Below are 18,360 nucleotides of genomic sequence, written 5' to 3' on the forward strand. Positions count from 1 at the left end.
TTTCGGCGAACGCATTTGTTATTTCGGCGAACGCATTTGTTATTTCGGCGAACGCATTTGTTATTTCGGCGAACTCATTTGTTATTTCGGCGAACGCATTTGTTATTTCGGCGAACGCATTTGTTATTTCGGCGAACTCATTTGTTATTTCGGCGAGCGCATTTGTTATTTTGGCGAACGCATTTGTTATTTTGGCGTCTCCATAACGCACCCCACGAAACAACTAGAATTGAAACCTATGCTGGTCATACTTGTGTGTACACCGTAGCCCATGTTTGGGAGAGGGGCTGGGGGTGAGGGAAAATTAAGCAAAATTGGGATGCTCCCGCTTCCCATAGGGCAGTAGAATGTTCGCCAAGCCGCTACTTGGTACGATAAAGTTCAGAGTGTCACAACTTACTCTCGAGTAAACAGAAAAGGAGTGCGGACATGGGAAAAGGGAGGTTAGAAGCATTCAGCGATGGGGTGATTGCCATCATCATCACCATTATGGTGCTGGAAATCAAAGTGCCGCATGGGTTCGATTTAGCCGCGCTGCGTCCGCTGATCCCAGTATTTCTCAGCTATGTACTGAGTTTTATTTATATCGGTATTTACTGGAACAATCACCATCATCTACTACAAGCAGTCCGGCAGGTTAATGGGCGTATCCTTTGGGCTAACCTGCATTTGCTGTTTTGGTTGTCGCTAATCCCCTTCGTCACTGGCTGGATGGGCGAGAATAACTTTGCCGCCATGCCAGTTGCCTTTTATGGTACGGTATTGTTGTTGAGTGCGATCGCTTACTTCATCCTTACCCGCACCCTCATTTTGCACCACGGTAGGGATTCCGCTCTAGCGATCGCAGTCGGTGGAGACTCCAAGGGAAAAATATCGGTGGTGTTCTATGCTGTAGCAATTCCACTTGCTTTTGTGAATTCATGGATTGCTTGTGCATTGTACGTTTTGGTTGCCTTCATGTGGCTTATCCCCGACCGTCGCATTGAGAAGACTCTCACTTCCTAGAGGAAAAGATTATTTTATCTTTCCTTCAGTTAGCTGATTCGAGCAAATCTGCATCTACTGTTGTGGATGTCCCTAATTCCGTTTTTAGGAGAAACTTATCCGGTTTCCCTCCCAAACCCAACCTCATGCAATGTGAATGCTGGCTCAAAAGCCCTCCCTACAAATAGCGATCGCTTATTTAGCTGGGGCAATAATATCACAGTTGATATTATTTCTCACTCAAGGAGGGCGATCGCTTAATTTGGCTGTGATCAATCAATACCCAATTCTCTCAACTTAGTTCACTCATCGGAAATCTCGCAAGCAACCCACTTAGACGAATTTTCATAAATGCTTGAACCTGATTGAAAATTCTGCTCAGGGAAAATGCTCACCAGATTTATTCCTATATTTGCCCCAATTGGCACGTTTACCCCTAAGTATGTATGGGGTTAACTAATCACATACAAGTGCAATAGCGAAATACAAAAAATATCAAAACTGCAAAACCAGTCGCCGCATAAAACACGCTACTAATTCCGCCAAAACCAAAGGCATAGCCCATCAACAATGGCCCTAATGTTTGCCCTAATCCATAAAATGTCCCGTTTACTGATATAATCGTCGCCAAATATTCTCTTGGTGCTAAATCTGCTAACAGTGTTTGGATACTAGGAAAACCAATGCCAAGCCCAATGCCAAAAATTGTACTAGGAATTAATAATAACCAAATATTTGACACAGAGGGAACTATTAACATAGCTAAAGCATAAAAAATATAAGATGCACTAATTAAATTTGTGGCGGGAAATCTTCTAGCTAATCTACCTAATTGGGAAGCTGTAATAGTAATTGCTATAGAAACACTAGAAAGTAGTAATCCAATAATGGTAGACGGCGCTTTGAAGGTATCGTTAATTAGCTGGGGTAAATAAGTAACGTAAGCGCCATAAAGGAAAACGAAGTTAGCAGCACTGGCAATAAAAAGTCCAAATAGCCGACGATTTTTCAGAACTTTTACTGCATTGCTCAAATACTCTTTGAAGTTGCGATCGCCTTTTGGTTCTGGATTTTTCAGTGCAAATAATACCAAAAACCCAAGAGGAATCGCTAAGATGGGTAGCATGAAGGGATAATACCAGCCCATTGTTGCTAATGCGCCACCTATTATTGGATAACTTGATGTACCAACGCTGCTGATACTGGCATTGTAACCCATTGCGGTACTACGTCTGTCTCCTGTGTAGAAATCGCCGATTAAGGTGATACTGAGAGAAAGCAAAGAAGCAGCACCAATTCCTTGCAGCAAACGCAACCATAGCAATAAATTAAAATCACGAGCGAAGGCGCAAGCTGTACCAGCTATGCCAAATAAAACCAGTGAAGGAACAATAATCATCTTTCTACCCCATCTATCGGCAAGGACACCAATAATCGGCCCTAAAATCAGAGATGGTAATGTAAATACTGTAATCAATAAACCCAAATTTTTCGGGTTGATATTTAAGTCTTTTGCTAACTTTGGAAAAGCCGGAGTTACGCTAGAAACTCCGATAACAGCAATTAGTACAACTGCACAAATAATCTGAAAGTTTATCTCTAGATAAATTGGCCTGTGTCGTTCAAATTGGCTGTTATCTTTTGGTGAATTCATGATACTACCCTGTGTATAAATAATCGAGAACATGAAGCGTCTATAACGCACCATCCCAATACTTTCGCTGTCGTACTCTCTGGAGTAACACACCCTACGAAATTTGCTCTTTATTAAATCTGTGTTCCTGTGCAGCGTTTATTCTTTGTAAACCAGTATAAATATTGAACCGTTCTCCGCGCAGGAATCCAATTAAGGTAATCCCGAATTCTTTGGCGACAGACACCGCTAAACTACTGGGAGCGGAAACAGAACAGACAATGGGAACTCCAGCAGTTGTAGACTTTTGCAAAATCTCAAAACTAGAGCGGCCGCTGACCAGGACAATACAATTATTTAAAGGCAAATCGTCACTGAGCAAAGCTGTACCGATCAATTTATCCAAAGCATTGTGTCGCCCAACATCCTCCCGCAGGTTTAATAATTGTCCTTGAAAATCGAAGGTAGCCGCAGCGTGTAAACCCCCTGTAGCAGTGAAGATACCTTGAGCAGCCCGGAGCTTGTCTGGTAGGCTGTAGATGATTTCAGGTGTTACCGTTGGCCCAGGAGGAATCACTGGACATCCGCGCAGACGCAAAGCCTCAAGGCTAGCTTTACCACACACCCCACAGGCGCTACTAGTGTAGAAATGACGCTCCAAAGGCTGTAAATCTGGAATCAAACCATCCCGCAATTCTACATTTACGATGTTATGCCGCTGCTCACCATCTACCAATTCATCTACGCAGTAGCTAATTCGTCGGATATCTTCCCTGCGGCTAACAACTCCTTCACTGTAGAGAAAACCAGCAGCTAGTTCAAAATCTGCCCCTGGTGTCCGCATGGTTACAGCTACTGTCTTCTGGAAAGGGGCAAGACGAATTTCTAAAGGTTCCTCAGTAGTAAGATGATCTAAACGAGACCGTACTTGACCTTTTTCCATCACCCAAACAGTGGCTTTAGTTTTGCTTTTAGTTGACGTCATATTTATCAGAGTTGGTGAATTGAAATTTTGATACTAATCTAGAAACAGAGTAATGCTATTTGTATATCAGATGTCAGGTTGATGCTCATCAACTACTTTGTGCCGTTGAGCTAGTACCGCAAGGCGGAAGTCAAAAGTCAAAAGTCAAAAGTCAAAAGTATTACGGAATGAGCTTTTTAGGGTTTTTAAATGGTTGCTCGTCTTGCAAAGTTCTGATGCCTGCGGCGGGCTGCGCCAACGGCGGGAACCGCCGCTCAACGCCAGTCGCCTGCGACGGGAAACCCGTCTACAGCGCTGGCTCGACTTTGCGCTATTTCCGCCGTGTTGTACTAGATCAGCTAGGTTTCTGTTTAGGAAGTAAAATGAACCTAAAATTTTTGGCTTTCAGCAAAATTTTATTTGCAATAGTCTTTGTAATTTCCCTTAGTTTTGCAGGATACCTAGTAGGGAATAACATTAATCAGAGAGTAGTTGGAAAATCTCTTGCTAAACATGTCATATCTACCTCCACTGTAGGAAAAAGCTCTCAACTACAGACACTTTTAAATGAGATAGTTGTAGAACAGAAAATTCCCGGTGCAGTAATGTATATTAGTACACCTAAAGGTTCTTGGTTGGGAGCATCTGGTGTCAATAACTTGTCAACTAAAACCCGGATGAAACCCACAGATGGTTTTGCCATTGCCAGTATGAGTAAAACTTTTCTGGCAGTGGTTGTGCTGAAATTAGTAGAGCAAGGGAAGGTACAATTAAATCGGGCGATCGCAACCTACCTACCAAGAGACATCACTCCTCATATTATCAACAGCGACAAAATTACAGTTCGTCAACTGCTCAACCACACCAGTGGTGTTGCTGAATACCTAGACACAAAAAAGTTTATTCAAGCTACTGCGAAAAGAAGTCGCTCACAGCCTTGGACAGCTAGAGAAGCTATTCAATATATGTACCAAGAACGACCGCAGGCAAATCCCGGGGAAAAATTTATTTATACTGATTGTAACTATATTCTTTTGGAACTGATCGTTGAAAATATAACTAAGGGAACTCTTGCACAAGCAATCCGCAGTCAGATTTTAAAACCATTAGGATTGAAACATACCTTCACGGAATTGCGCGAACCGACAATCGGAGAAGTAGCTACAGGTTATGGCGATCGCAATAAGGATGGTAAGCTAGATAGCTACGCCAAAGTCAATGATGGCAATGGTTTAGGAGATGGTGGATTGGTTTCAACGGCAGAGGATTTAGCCAAGTTCGCTAAAGCGTTATTTGTCAAAAAAACCTTACTTTCCTCGAAGATGATGAAAGAAATGCTGAAATTTAAAGATACTGGCGAAGGCTATAGCTATGGGTTGGGTCTAGAACGGTTTTCATCTCCTCTGGCAAAAGCAATTGGGCATAGTGGTACAGCTTATGGCTTTGTAACATTGCTTGCATATCTCCCTAATCAAAATACCACCATAATAGTGCTGCTAAACAATCAGAATGTTGATATTAAATCAGTAGCTAGGACAGGTCTAGAGGTTGTCGAGAATAAACGATTCTGAGTAGGTCGGCGTAAATAATTATTGTTGGGATAAGACGGGGATAGGGAGCAGGGAGTAGGAGAAGAAAGAGTTTGAGCCTTATTTACTTTTCTTCACACAGTTTGGTTTTATTGCACCGACTTACTTAATTTGTAATTATGCTTGTAGGGCTGGCATTATAAATTTTCTGGGTCAATGTTCAGTTCTCGCAATTTGGCTGCTAGGCGTTCAGCACGTTGTTTTTCTTGTTCAGCGCGTTGTTTTTCTTGTTCGGCGCGTTGTTTTTCTTGTTCGGCGCGTTGTTTTTCTTGTTCGGCGCGTTGTTTTTCTTGTTCGGCGACTTCTTCAGGTGTGGGAATTAGATTTCCTTCCGCAGTGAAATAGCGCAATTTATGTTCATAAACACCCAAGTACAAATTTAACTGCTGACTCCACAGCCATCCTTGAGGATTAGGTTCTATCGGTTCATAAGTACCGCCAATCAAGATAAAGCCAGCAAATTCTAAATTATTGGGATCGAACCAAAAATATTCTGGTGTGCGAAAGATATCTTGAAAAATTTGTTTTTTCAAACCCTTGTCAGTTGCCGCTGTAGAATCCGAGAGAAACTCTACAATTATGTTGGGATATTTCCCGTCTTCTTCCCAAACAACCCAACTTTTACGAACTTTGCGTTCACATCCCAGCACTACAAAAAAATCTGGCCCCCGGAATTCTTCTGACCTCCGCTGGCGTTGACTGTAGTAAATTGTGAGATTACCAGCAACGTAAAAGTCATTGCGGTTTCGCCACCACAATTCCAAAGATTGTAATAGCAGAATTATTTGGCGTAGATGTAATTCACTTTCCAAAGGTGGTTCGTCACTATATAAATCCCCTAGAGGAAATATTACATCATTTGGGAATTCAAAATCTTTGGCGGCGGACATGGCTGCAAGTTTTAGGGTGATATGGATGATATAAACTTACCGTAGCAGTAGTTTAAGTTTTAATATCTAGGTTTGTTTTTCCAGACGCACGATCGCATTATAATCAGCAACTCCTTCAAGCGATCAGCTAAAAGAGATGAAAAATTTTCCCTGCACAGACACACTATTGACAGTTTTTCCAAAGGCACATCGCATTATAATCAGGGACACCTGCAAGCGATCGCTCACTTTTTATTTTTAAGTATTATCACTGCTATTTTTTAATTTGAAGAGTAGTTTATCACATTAGGGTCATATCTGAATATAACTAAAACCCTCACAGTCACAAACATTACGTTACTTACAGCTATTTTTAGGTAAATAGACTACGCCCTACGCGCACAGTAATGCTGTGTCCCTAGACAGATGTGGTTTAAATACATGAAAACTATTGCAAAGTATTAGCTTTTACTTTGCTTTTCTATACATTGAGGCAGGCATTTTTGTAACTAGCAATTTGAGTTATCTCTATCTGTCTTATGTAGTGAATCCTATTCATACCCTAAGTAGGATTATCCATCTTCATTCGTTTGTTAAGTTATATGAAAGTACTGAAAGCAAGTTTTTTCAGTAAATAACTCAGGAAATTCAAAATAGTCTTAATTTAGTTGGAGTTTATTATGACTTACACAGCTGATGAAGCAACAAAACCGGCTTTAGAAAGTTTTAAACAGTTTGATGTAGACACTCAGCTAGCCCTACTTTGGTTCGGTTATTTGGATCTTAAAGAGCAGCTACAGCCTGCACCTCCTGAAAGGATAGAAGTTCCCGCTAAAGCAGTGTTTGACAAATTTCTGGACTTGTCTAAAGAAGAGCAACTGCAAGGGCAACGCGACATTATTAATGGTGCAGCTAACGAGATCAGCCAAGCCTATAATGCTCTAAGTGCCAATTCAAGATTAGACGTTTGGTTGCTGCTAGCACAAGGTATGGACAATGGAACCATCATTCAAGTTCCATCCGACTATCAACTACCTGGTGAAACGGATGAATTTGTCGCATCAATCAAGAAGCTAGAGTTTGAGCAGCGGATTAATTTCATGCTGACTGTGGTGCAAGGAATGGGTTAGTCAAGTCCAGGAACTTTCAACAGCTTTCTAGAATTGAGGATAACTGAAAGTAACAAATTAAGCTAAATCTGGCTGTTTTTGTTCTACTTTAATAGTTGTTAACTTAGAACTACCGCAGAGATGCTCATCTTTGCGGTAGTCTTAATGCAAGTAATTTTGTTAAAACTGAGAAAATGAGACTTGATTCAGATTTTTTCTAACTGCACGATCGCATTATAATCAGGAACTCCTTCAAGCGATCGCTTACTTTTATCTAGTAGCACATTCCCTTCTGGCCAATGTACTTGCAAGTTTCCTGACTGAATTGGCGCAATATAGACTTGACAGAACAACTCGCCTAAATCATTCTTAAGAATGACGCGATCGCTCTCTTTTAAACCCAACTGGGCCGCATCAGCAGCACTCATTAGCACCGCCTCTCGCATTGCCCCAGTAATTGCATCTTTGCGTTCCTGCACCATACTATTAAATTGTTTGCCTCGACGCGTTGCTACTAGGAAATAACCTTCTGGTAATTCTCTTTGGCGTGGCAATAATACCCCAAAGTGTGCCTTCCCATCTGGTGTAGGGAAATTCCAACCAAAGCACAAATGTGACCCGCCATACTGAAACTGGTCGCCAGCCTGCTGTAAATGTTGAATACCGGCATATAGGGGGACAACTTGAGCTATTTCTTGACGGATAGCAGCTGTGTCAGCAAAAGCCAGCTTATCTGCTAAATCTGGCTTTACCCGCCTTGCCAATTCTAAAAACACTTCCCACTCTGGACGCGTTTCCCCAATGCGCGGCCCCGGAATTTCTGGACTGAAAATTACCCGGCGTTCGGTGTTAGTTTCTGTTACTCCCCCTGGTATTTCGTAGCGAGTCGTCGCAGGTAAAAGCACCACAGTATCAGCAGGTTCCACTAACATTTGGCTGGAGAGAATAATATCCATATGTACCCGCAACGGTATTTGCTTCAGCGCCGCTTCCACATAATCCGGTTCTGGCAGCACTTCTAGGAAATTCCCGCCCACAGAAAATAATACATCTAATTGCCCTTGATGGGCGGCGTTAATCATTTCTGGAGCAATTAAACCTTTACTTGCTGGCACTTCAAAGCCCCAATGCTGACTCAATTGGGCAGCATTTTCTGGGGTGATAGGTTTACCACCAGGAAATACTGTGGCATAACATCCCATCTCTGCACCACCCTGCACCCCAGAGTGACCGCGAATTGGCATTAAACCGCAGCCTTCCCGACCGACAAAACCTTTGGTGAGGGCTAAGTTGATGATACTTCGCACATTATCTTCACCGCATTCATGCTGGGTAATGCCCATACTCCAGACAAATACGGCTTTATTCGCTTCTTTGACCATTTTGGCAAAGGCGTACATTTCCTCGCGGGATGTGCCAGAAAGCCGCTCTAATTCTTCCCAAGATTGGCTTTCTAACGATGCTTTGAGTTCCGCAAAGCCATCTGTGTACAAATCAATAAATGACTCGTCTACCCAGTTGTTGGCAATTATATGTTTAATTGTGCCATTTAAAAATGCTATATCCCCGCCCATGTTAATTAAGAAGAAGTCTTCGGCAAACTTTGTACCGAAAAGGGCACTTTCCACAATTGAGGGCACCCAGTAGCGCTCCATTCCTGGCTCACGATAAGTATTAATAACTACAATTTTTGTGCCAGCTTTCTTGGCGTTATGGAGATATTTGACGGTAACAGGCTGATTATTGGCAACGTTAGAGCCAATGAAGACTAATAAATCAGTACCAATCCAGTCTTTATAAGAACAGGTGGTAGCCCCTGCACCCAGAGCAGCTTTTAGTCCCGCTGTGCTGGGAGAATGACAAATGCGGGCAGCGTTATCAACATTATTGCTTCCCATTGCCCGCACAGCTTTTTGGGTGGCATAATAAGTTTCGTTGACAGTACCGCGACTGGTAATATAGAAACTGAGACGGTCTGGTGTAGTAGCGCGGATGCGATCGCTAATTACCCCTAAAGCTTCATCCCAGCTAACACGGCGAAAGCCTTTTTCCCCTCGTTGACGAATCATTGGGTAAGGAAGCCGTCCCAAGTCTCGTAATTGGGCACTTTTTTGCTTTTTTAACTCCGAGACATCCGCCACTAGCATAGGGTCAAAAGCTGGCATAGTATTCATTCGCAACAGCCGCAACCGGACATTGCACAGATGGATGCCATCTAAAGTCCAATCTTTCATCCCGGTTGTTCCGAGAGCGCAACCATCGCAGACACCTTTATCGAGGATATTCCACGCATAGGGTAGTTTGTCACGAGACAGCCAGATTGCCCGAAAAACCTCCCAATAGTTGTTGGGGTACTGTTCGCCAATCCCGAAAGGCTTCCAACTTGCCCAGTGCTGGGGTGTCCAATATTTCTTGGGTTTCGGCAACATGACGCAAAGAGTGTGAGTGAGGAAGTGATTCTACTAGGCTAGCGTTTTAAGTAGCATTTAAGTAGCATGATTTTAAAAATCTGGGTACTCGCCGCCAAGGGAGAAGACCACACTGCTCACCGTGCTGGCTCCTTCTAACTCCTTTCCATCCAAAATCTGAGTTGTATTAAAATTTCTTGATCAAAGAACGATTATTTTCTATAATATACATAACGCTGCACACGTGTGCAATATATTATTATAAGCTCAGATAAAAAATGAATAAACGAAGAATTTCAATTGAAGATATTGCTCGTAGAGCAGGCGTTTCTCATTCCACAGTTTCACGCGCTTTGCGAGATAACTCTCTAATTAGCCCTAAGGTGCGAGAGGAAATTAAGCAACTGGCGCAGGAGATGAACTATGTGCCGAATGCTATTGCTCAAAGCTTGCAAAATAAACGCACTAATACCATTGGTGTAGTAGTAACTTCAATCGCAGATCCCTTTTTCGCGGAGGTAGTAGAGGGAATCGAGAAGATAGCCAGACCAGCAGGTTTGAGTGTTTTGTTAAGTGCTTCACACCGAGATTTTGAGCAGGAAATAGCAGCTATTGATAGTTTTCATCGCCGCCAAGTGGACGGGATATTAGTAGCCGACTCACGAATTACTAAACAGCATACCAAACAATTAACACAAATTGCTGTGCCAACAGTTCTGATTAATAGCCAGACGGAAGATCAATCTGAAATATTTCACTCAGTGGCAATAGACGATCGCTTAGGTGCTAGATTAGCCACAAAGCATCTAATAAGTCTTGGACATACCGCTATTGGTTATCTGGGTGTAAGCGATCGCAGCAGGTCGAACCAGCAGCGCCTAGAAGGATATCGAATGGCTCTTGCTGAAGCTGGTCTACCACAAAATACTGATTGGGTTGCAATTAGTGATGAATATGATCAAAGAACAAGTGATGTTACTACTGGACAACAGATGCTATCTAAACTATTGACTGCTGAGGTAACAGGCATCTTTTGTTACAACGATATGGTGGCGATTGGTGCTTTGTTAACTTGCCAAGAACTAGGTATTTTAGTACCGCGAAATTTAAGCTTGGTCGGATTTGATGGTATTGCTCTAGGCCGTTACGTTACACCGGCACTCACAACAGTTAGTCAGCCAATGTTAGAAATTGGTGGCATAGCCATGCAAATGTTACTCGATTTATTAGAAGAAAAAACTGTGGAAAACCGCGTTTTATCTCCTTTTCTAGTACAGCGTGGTAGTAGTGCAGCATTGAGAAACTAATCTTAAACCGTGTTTATCTTGAAAACTGTAGTTTTTTTTGTAACCATAGGAAAGCTCATCATCGCTCCCAATTAGAAATAGCCAGAGGTGTTATCCTACAGTATTGGGGTCAAATAGACATCTTGGTAAACATGGCCGGCGGTAATATTCCTGATGCTACTATTTTTGATATGTCACATGCAGCTTTTGAGGAATTGATATCATCCTCGAAAGCAAAGTTGCAGGTGCAAATTTCATCAGAGGGTCTGCGATCATTTAAATAAACCAAATATTTATTATTAAAAATAGTTTTATCTACTACTGAAGGGTAGAAAAATTATATTTACTTAGACATAATATTGTTGAAAGTAATTAGGACTATAGGAATAATTTAAATGTTTTATATAATATTTATCGGTGAATTTATACAAATTAAACAATTTATACGCTATTAAAACATTTATTCAAACATGAGCTTTAACAAGAGGATGTTATAGTAAAAACTGTTAAGAAAAATTATGTTTAGTAGGCCAAATAAATAGTTGAGCTTGGCGATGCTGCCTATGAAATACAGCAAATTGCAACTTGGTGAGCTACAGATAATTGTAGGAGCACAACATATTGTGCCCCTACCCGCGTACTTCATTTACCTGAAATACGCTGTAATATCTTTAGTATCTTAGTTGCTGCAATCAAAGCTGCTAAAAGAGTAGATATCTTCAAAGGTAATAGCCCGTTCACCGTTTTTGTGCCTACTGATAAGACGTTTATTGAACTTCAAGCAAGCACAATAAATGTACTGCTTAAGAAAACTCCAAAGCTTAAAAAAATCTCAATTTTGGAACTGTGATGTATTTAAATAATAGATTTACTACTAATCCTTCATTTCTTCAAGGGTTACGAGTACTGCTTGTAGATAATGATGTCAATTTCTGCAATTCGTTCACACCGATGTTGCAATCCTATGGTATGAAAGTGGAAGCGGCATTTTTAGGAGAGCAAGCTCTGAAAATATTTGTGCAATGGCAACCTGATGTCCTCTTAAGTGATATTTCCTCGTCAAATGAGGATAGCTATGCTCTAATTCACAAAGTGAGAACACTTCTGGGAGAACGAGGCAAAGTAGTACCAGCGATCGCTCTGACAAGCGTTGTAACTGAAGATGTGTATGAACATGCTCTTTTAGCTGGGTTTAGTTTATGCTTTGCTAAACCCGTAGTTATTGATGATTTCGTTGCTGTACTTGGCATTTTAGCAATTACTAATAATCTTCATTCGCACTCATGCTAACTAGCTCTAATTAATATTTTAGATATAGGAGTTTAAGTTTTGAAAAGTAATGACATGGGTTATTTATTGGTGGGGATAATTACTTTGGAAATGCTCTTAATGAACTTGATAAACGATAGAATTAATTGTAAGAGTTATAAAAAGTCTGTTTTAACTCAATTAGTTTTGCTTTTGAGTAGCGGAATTATTGGTATTGGATTTATTCTAGTTTCTTATTTATTAGCAACAACGTGGATTTTAAAAAATAAATTGTTTATAGTATATCTGCTAGGGATATTAAATAAAAATATAAAAGTGCTAAATTTTTCAAGTATTTTATTTTAAAAAGGAGTTATTAAATGCTAACTATAAAAATATTAAAAACCTAAAAATAATTGTTTTATCTGCTATTTGTAAATAATTTAGTGAGTGGCAACTTTATTTTTGTCCATGCTTATTTCAATTTTTTCAATGCTTTAGTTTTTACACTATTTTTAATTGGAGCGAAGCGACTTGACCACAAATAAAAATGTACAAGCCCCTCTTTTACAAAGTTCAGATCGGCGGGAACCGCCGCTCTGACTTTGCGCTAAATTGATTTATGGAAAATAAAAAAATGTATTTCGAGATACGTAGTATAAGAAATACTACATAATTTGACTCAAGCCCCTCTCTTGCAAAGTTCAGATCGGCGGGAACCGCCGCTCTGACTTTGCGCTAAATTGATTTATGGGATTCTTAATTTTGACTTTTGAATGTGTGACTTTTGACTTCCCCGTTCGCGTAGCGTCTCCAACAGTTGGGGCAGACCTTTATAAGAATCAGTCTATGCTAAAATATGAATTCTTTGGCAATATCTCAGCTAATCTATTGTATTTCCCCAACTTGGGCTGAGAGAGTAAAAACAAGGTGTAGGAATAAAATATAATATTATCTTGTAGAAGGTTTGCTAGTTTATCTAATTGCTTGATACTTTACAAATAAACGACCTGTGTTTTCCAAGTTAATTATTTTACCACTTTGTAAATGCCTCAGCTTAAGAATTTAATATTGATCAGGCTTATGCTAAGGCGAAAATAAGGACTATCTGTGATTTGAGAGCTTAATTCTTCGAATGAGCCTTAATTTATGTAATTTATAGTAAAACTCTAAAATTTTATAACTACAAGTAAAGCAAGTAATATTACTTAAATCAGAAACCTTAGCTGCCAAACCATTACGGTGCGAGACTTCGTTCTATGACCTATGATCAGCCCTCTGAGCAACCTGTCTCTGAATCTATGGCTACTGAAGCGTTTGACGTAGATCAACAAGATAATACAGATGCTTTATTTCCCATCGTTGGCATTGCCGCTTCTGCGGGTGGATTAGAAGCATTTACGCAGTTACTTGAGCATATGTCTACCGATACAGGGATGGCATTTGTGCTGATTCAGCACTTAAACCCTAACCACAAGAGTCTGTTGAGCGAGATTCTGGCGAGAGCAACTCAAATGCCTGTGAGTGAAGTGGAATCTGGGGTGACTGTAGAACCAAACCAAGTCTACATTATTCCGCCTAACACTAAGATGATCTTGTCTGGTGGGGTGTTGCAACTGACGCCGCGAGAGAAGGTTCAGGGGAAATATATGCCTGCTGATGCGTTCTTTACATCATTGGCAGCGAATCGAGGGCACAAAGCGATCGCAGTGGTTTTATCAGGGATGGATGGAGACGGTTCACTGGGGCTGAAGGCAATCAAGGCAGCCGGAGGCATGACTTTTGCTCAGTGTGAAGACACGGCAAGATTCGATGGTATGCCTAGTACTGCTGTTGCCACAGGGAATGTCGATTTTGTGCTGCCGCCTCAAAAAATTGCCGAGGAACTAGCCAACCTCAGTCGCAATCTTTTGATTTCTGACTCACAGCCGCTGATCGCGGTTGATAAATTGCCCGAACAAGAAGATGCCCTGGCGATTATTTTTACGTTATTGCGATCAGCAAGTGGCGTTGACTTCAGCCACTATAAGCCCAACACCCTCGCTCGCCGAATTCAGCGGCGAATGCTGTTGTATAAACTAGAGCAGTTGGAAGATTATACCCAGTATTTGCAACAGAATCCGGCTGAAGTCAAGGCGCTCTATGAAGAAATTCTGATCCACGTCACCTATTTTTTCCGCGACCCCGAAGCATTTCAACTGTTGAAAGAGCAAGTTTTTCCCAGTATCATGCTCTCCAAGTCGGTAGAGTTTCCAATTCGGATTTGGGTGGCAGGGTGTTCCACAGGCGAGGAAGTCTTTTCGATCGCTATCTGCTTGCTGGAATTTTTATCGGAAAAAGTAAGCCCGCCGCCGATCCAGATTTTTGCCACAGACATCAGCGAGATGGCAATTGAAAAAGCCAGATCCGGCATTTATGTAGAAAATCAAATGGTGGAAGTGTCACCAGAGCGTCGTCGCAGATTTTTTAATGCGATTGAGGGCGGTGCATATCAAATTAACAAAGCTGTCCGCGAACTGTGTGTGTTTGCCCGCCAAGATTTGGGTAGTGACCCCCCTTTTTCCAACTTAGATTTTATTAGCTGTCGCAATGTACTGATTTACTTGGACGAAACGTTGCAAAAACGGATACTGCCCATCTTTCATTACAGTCTCAACCCAACTGGCTTTCTGCTGCTAGGGACTTCAGAAAGCACAGGTAAATTTTCGGAGTTGTTTACTTTAGTTGACAAAAAGTATAAAATCTATGCCAAGAAGCTAACCGCAATTCGTCCAATTTTTTCTTTTGTTACCAGCAACTATCCGATCGCAAAACTGGACGAACCTAAGCCTCAAAATGAAAATATCTCGGATGAGTTTGACTTAGAGAAAAAAATTGACCAACTGATCTTGAGTCACTATGCCCCAGTGGGTGTGGTGATCAACGACAAGATGGAGGTGCTGCAATTTCGGGGAGAAATCGATCTCTACCTCAAACTGGCACCTGGAAAACCGAGTGTCAACTTATTCCAAATGGTGCGCTCTGGCTTGCTCGTCGATCTACGCGCCACAATTTATCAGGCACAACGGCAAAAGATTCTAGTTAGAAAGGAAAGGTTACGGATTGAAGAGAGCGCTCAATCAAAAATCATTAATCTTGAGGTAATTCCATTCAAGCCTGGGACTGATGAAGAACTCTACTTTCTGGTTTTATTTGAAGAAGCCCCACCCCTGGTTAACAACCTCAGCTCTTTTAATTTTGGAAACCAAGAGCAGCTAGACCTAGAGCGTGAGATTGTTGAGCTCAGGGAGGAACTCGCAAAGGCAAACCAAGAGCGGGCTGCGACTCAAGAATATCTGCAAGCGGTAATCCAAGAGCAAGAGCACATCAATCAAGACCTGAAAGTTGCTAATGAAGAAATCCTCTCCAGTAATGAAGAATTGCAAAGCACCAATGAGGAACTAGAAACTGCCAAAGAAGAAATTCAGGCAACCAACGAAGAACTTAACACAACCAATGAAGAACTTCGCTCTCGAAATCTGGAATTACACCAAGTCAACAACGATCTGACGAATTTGCTGGCCAGTATCAATATCCCAATTTTGATGTTGACTTCGGACTTACGCATTCGACGTTTCACGCCAATGGCGAAGCGGCTTTTCAATTTCATTCCCGCTGATGCTGGACGACCTTTGAGCGACATCAGAACGAATCTTGATATTCCTGACTTAGAACCTCTAATTTTGGAAGTACTTGACACACTCAGCATCAAAGAATTAGAAGTCAAAACCCAAGGGGGACATTGGTATAACCTCCGCATCCGTCCTTATCGCACCATAGAAAACCAGATTGACGGTGTAGTGTTGGTATTAATAGATATTGATGTTCTCAAACGCAGTGCAGCGAGATTAGAAGAAGCCCGGAATTACGCTGAAGCGATTGTAGAGACGGTACAAGTACCGTTAATCGTGCTTGATTCTGATTTGCGGGTGAACAAAGCCAATCGCTCGTTTTATGAAACGTTTCAGGTTTTACCATCACAGACAGCGCAATCTCTGATTTTTGAACTAGGCAACGGTCAGTGGAACCTGCCCGGACTGCGATCGCTCTTAGAAGACGTTCTCGCCAACAATACTACTATTCACAACTTGGAGATAGAGCATGTTTTTGAGCAGATTGGGCAGAAAACCATACTGCTCAATGGTTGGAAAATTATTCAACAGGGAGATGCTCAAATGATTTTGCTGGCGATTGAAGATATCACCGAGCGCAAGCAGTTTGAGTTAGAGCGATCCGAGCTATTAGCACAAGAGCAGTCAGCCCGTCAACAGGCCCAAATCGCCAACCAAGCTAAAGATGAATTCCTGTCGAACCTCTCCCATGAACTTCGTAACCCGCTCAATACTATACTGGGTTGGGCGCAACTCTTCCGCACCCGTGATTTCGATTCTTCAGCAGTCACTCGTGCGTGGGAAGTGGTGGAGCGGAGTGCTAGGGTGCAAGCTCAGTTAATTGATGATATGCTAGATGTTTCACGGATTACCAGTGGAAAGCTTCATTTAAACACTCGTCTAGTTGATCTAGTTTCAGTAATAAATGCCGCGATTGAGTCTGTCCAATTGTCCGCAGAGGCGAAAACCATTCAAATTGTTTCCCAGTTGAACTCGGCGACGGTTGTCGGAGATTTTAATCGCTTACAGCAAGTTATATGGAATTTACTTACTAACGCGATTAAGTTCACTCCAGCCGATGGGCGAGTGGGAATTATACTCGAAGCTGTAGATACTCACGCCCAGATTCAAGTCAGCGACACAGGAATTGGCATCTCGGCAGACTTGCTGCCCTATGTGTTTGAGCGTTTCCGCCAAGGAAATTCTAGCAGCAGCAAAGCAACTCAAGGACTTGGATTGGGCTTGTCAATCGTCCGTCATCTTATAGAACTTCACGGTGGAACAGTTCAAGCGCAAAGTCCAGGCGAGGGAAAAGGAACCACGATCACCGTCAGGCTGCCTCTGCGCTCAATGCCACCGGAGATTATACCGCCAACTTATTTAGAGCCGAATGTTTTGTCAGAGCCTTTGGATACATTAGATGGTAAAAATCCATCCCTTACCCTTGAAGGGCTGTGCATCTTGGCTGTAGATGATCAAGCAGATAGCCGCGACTTAATCCAGTGGATGTTAAATGGCTTCGGGGCTGAAGTAGTGGCTGTTACATCGACAAGGGAAGCGATCGCTGCTTTGACTGAATCTCCTGGCAGATATGATGTACTTCTAACAGATATTGGGATGCCATTCGAGGATGGTTACTCTCTGATTCGTCAGGTGAGAGCGCTTCAGGCAGAAGCTGGGGGACAAATTCCGGCAATGGCAATCACTGCCTATGTCAGCGAGCAAGAGCGGCTTATGGCAATTGATGCTGGGTTTCAAATGCATTTGGCTAAACCGATTGACCTTAATGAATTGGTATTGATGATTGCAAAATTGAGTGGACGAATTACAGATTCATGAATTAGCAAAGTGACTGATCAGTAGATGAATCATTGTACTACTGAATCAGTTGACAAACTGAGGCTGAAAATCTTTAATTAGTAGGCGATCGCTAGCAATCGTACCAATTTGAAATATTTGTAATCCCAACGATTTCAATCTTCCGAGTGTGATTAACGTCACAACAGAGAATTTGGTTGATATAGTCGGCAGTTGAACTATCTAAGAGGATGTTTCAAAAAGAGTTATAACGGCAGATTCTACAATTAATCTGTTGCTGAGAATTAGCCTGAGATACTGCTGTCAAAGGTCATGTTTGAATAAAGGTTTAAATTACGTATAAATTGTATAATCTGCACCTAAAACATTCCAAAGTTACAGATTATGTTTGATATCTTTACTTAAAAAGATACAAAACATATTTTATTTTTTCTACTAAAACAGAAAGTATCAACTATGAATTGAGGAATCAAAAGCATGACTGCAACCTTCATGAAGCTGCCTAAGTTTTGCAATTCCCAATTGGTGAGCTTTGTTGGTGGAGAAGGGATTGTACGAAGCTACACACCTGAATCTGGCACATGGACGTATCTGATTGAGATGGCATTAGGGCTAGAGCCTGACTTTGGCAGAGTTGGTGCAGAAACGATGATACTCCTTACGGAGGCAGATTTATCCAGTACATAAGTACGTCTTTGACAAGACTACAGCCTAGTATTTCTCTCATCCGCTAGCTGACTTAGTACAGGGTTGATGTAAATACAAACACTCAACAAATGTAAGGGATACAAACTGTGTTAGG

General features: G+C 41.7%; 14 protein-coding genes and 1 pseudogene. 10 read left to right on the forward strand and 5 right to left on the reverse strand.

What is annotated here, in order from left to right; all coding sequences use genetic code 11:
• Window positions 1-211: pseudogene (locus V7K40_RS29260) on the reverse strand (hypothetical protein); the annotation flags it as partial.
• 218 nt (window positions 212-429) lie between these two features.
• Between V7K40_RS29260 and V7K40_RS29265 the strand changes: the two are divergent.
• Together V7K40_RS29265 and V7K40_RS29270 are read left to right on the forward strand one after the other, a co-directional pair.
• Window positions 430-1,005, forward strand: a complete 576-nt coding sequence (locus V7K40_RS29265) for a TMEM175 family protein (RefSeq protein WP_334966005.1) — start codon at window positions 430-432, stop codon at window positions 1,003-1,005.
• A gap of 136 nt (window positions 1,006-1,141) precedes the next feature.
• Complete coding sequence (locus V7K40_RS29270) at window positions 1,142-1,285, forward strand: hypothetical protein (protein WP_334966007.1); 144 nt, start codon at window positions 1,142-1,144, stop codon at window positions 1,283-1,285.
• Between the two features lie 159 nt (window positions 1,286-1,444).
• On the opposite strand, the gene V7K40_RS29275 is transcribed toward V7K40_RS29270, so the two are convergent.
• Window positions 1,445-2,638, reverse strand: a complete 1,194-nt coding sequence (locus tag V7K40_RS29275; protein ID WP_334966009.1) for an MFS transporter — start codon at window positions 2,636-2,638, stop codon at window positions 1,445-1,447.
• A 94-nt stretch (window positions 2,639-2,732) separates the two neighbouring features.
• Complete coding sequence (fdhD, locus tag V7K40_RS29280) at window positions 2,733-3,602, reverse strand: formate dehydrogenase accessory sulfurtransferase FdhD (protein WP_334966011.1); 870 nt, start codon at window positions 3,600-3,602, stop codon at window positions 2,733-2,735.
• Window positions 3,603-3,661: 59 nt separating this feature from the next.
• Here fdhD and V7K40_RS29285 point away from each other — a divergent pair, with 59 nt between their 5' ends.
• Window positions 3,662-5,152: a serine hydrolase domain-containing protein gene (locus V7K40_RS29285; protein ID WP_334966013.1), complete on the forward strand. Its 1,491-nt coding sequence runs from the start codon at window positions 3,662-3,664 to the stop codon at window positions 5,150-5,152.
• A 155-nt stretch (window positions 5,153-5,307) separates the two neighbouring features.
• Here V7K40_RS29285 and V7K40_RS29290 read toward each other — a convergent pair whose 3' ends face one another.
• Window positions 5,308-6,060, reverse strand: a complete 753-nt coding sequence (locus V7K40_RS29290; RefSeq protein WP_334966015.1) for a Uma2 family endonuclease — start codon at window positions 6,058-6,060, stop codon at window positions 5,308-5,310.
• A gap of 659 nt (window positions 6,061-6,719) precedes the next feature.
• On the opposite strand from V7K40_RS29290, the gene V7K40_RS29295 reads away from it, so the two are divergent.
• The gene (locus V7K40_RS29295; protein ID WP_334966017.1) at window positions 6,720-7,169 is read left to right on the forward strand and encodes an orange carotenoid protein N-terminal domain-containing protein; all 450 of its coding nucleotides are present in this window, start codon (window positions 6,720-6,722) and stop codon (window positions 7,167-7,169) included.
• Between the two features lie 185 nt (window positions 7,170-7,354).
• Here the strand turns inward: V7K40_RS29295 and V7K40_RS29300 are convergent, their stop codons facing one another.
• Window positions 7,355-9,577: an FdhF/YdeP family oxidoreductase gene (locus V7K40_RS29300; RefSeq protein ID WP_334966019.1), complete on the reverse strand. Its 2,223-nt coding sequence runs from the start codon at window positions 9,575-9,577 to the stop codon at window positions 7,355-7,357.
• A gap of 257 nt (window positions 9,578-9,834) precedes the next feature.
• On the opposite strand from V7K40_RS29300, the gene V7K40_RS29305 reads away from it, so the two are divergent.
• The 6 genes from V7K40_RS29305 (at window position 9,835) to V7K40_RS29330 (ending at window position 18,245) form a co-directional block, all read left to right on the forward strand.
• Window positions 9,835-10,863, forward strand: coding sequence for a LacI family DNA-binding transcriptional regulator (locus tag V7K40_RS29305; RefSeq protein WP_334966021.1), 1,029 nt, complete (start codon window positions 9,835-9,837; stop codon window positions 10,861-10,863).
• Window positions 10,864-11,518: 655 nt separating this feature from the next.
• A complete protein-coding gene (locus V7K40_RS29310; protein ID WP_334966081.1) occupies window positions 11,519-11,692 on the forward strand; it encodes a fasciclin domain-containing protein in 174 nt (57 codons plus the stop codon).
• The gene (locus tag V7K40_RS29315; protein WP_334966023.1) at window positions 11,692-12,132 is read left to right on the forward strand and encodes a response regulator; all 441 of its coding nucleotides are present in this window, start codon (window positions 11,692-11,694) and stop codon (window positions 12,130-12,132) included. Before V7K40_RS29310 ends, V7K40_RS29315 begins: the two co-directional genes overlap by 1 nt.
• Window positions 12,133-12,171: 39 nt before the next feature.
• Window positions 12,172-12,456: a hypothetical protein gene (locus V7K40_RS29320; protein ID WP_334966025.1), complete on the forward strand. Its 285-nt coding sequence runs from the start codon at window positions 12,172-12,174 to the stop codon at window positions 12,454-12,456.
• Between the two features lie 893 nt (window positions 12,457-13,349).
• A complete protein-coding gene (locus V7K40_RS29325; protein WP_334966027.1) occupies window positions 13,350-17,579 on the forward strand; it encodes a chemotaxis protein CheB in 4,230 nt (1,409 codons plus the stop codon).
• Between the two features lie 456 nt (window positions 17,580-18,035).
• Window positions 18,036-18,245, forward strand: a complete 210-nt coding sequence (locus V7K40_RS29330; RefSeq protein WP_334966029.1) for a hypothetical protein — start codon at window positions 18,036-18,038, stop codon at window positions 18,243-18,245.
• The last annotated feature ends 115 nt before the right edge of the window (window positions 18,246-18,360 follow it).

The sequence above is a fragment of the Nostoc sp. genome, assembly GCF_036917195.1.
In the GTDB taxonomy this organism is placed as follows: Bacteria; Cyanobacteriota; Cyanobacteriia; order Cyanobacteriales; family Nostocaceae; genus Nostoc.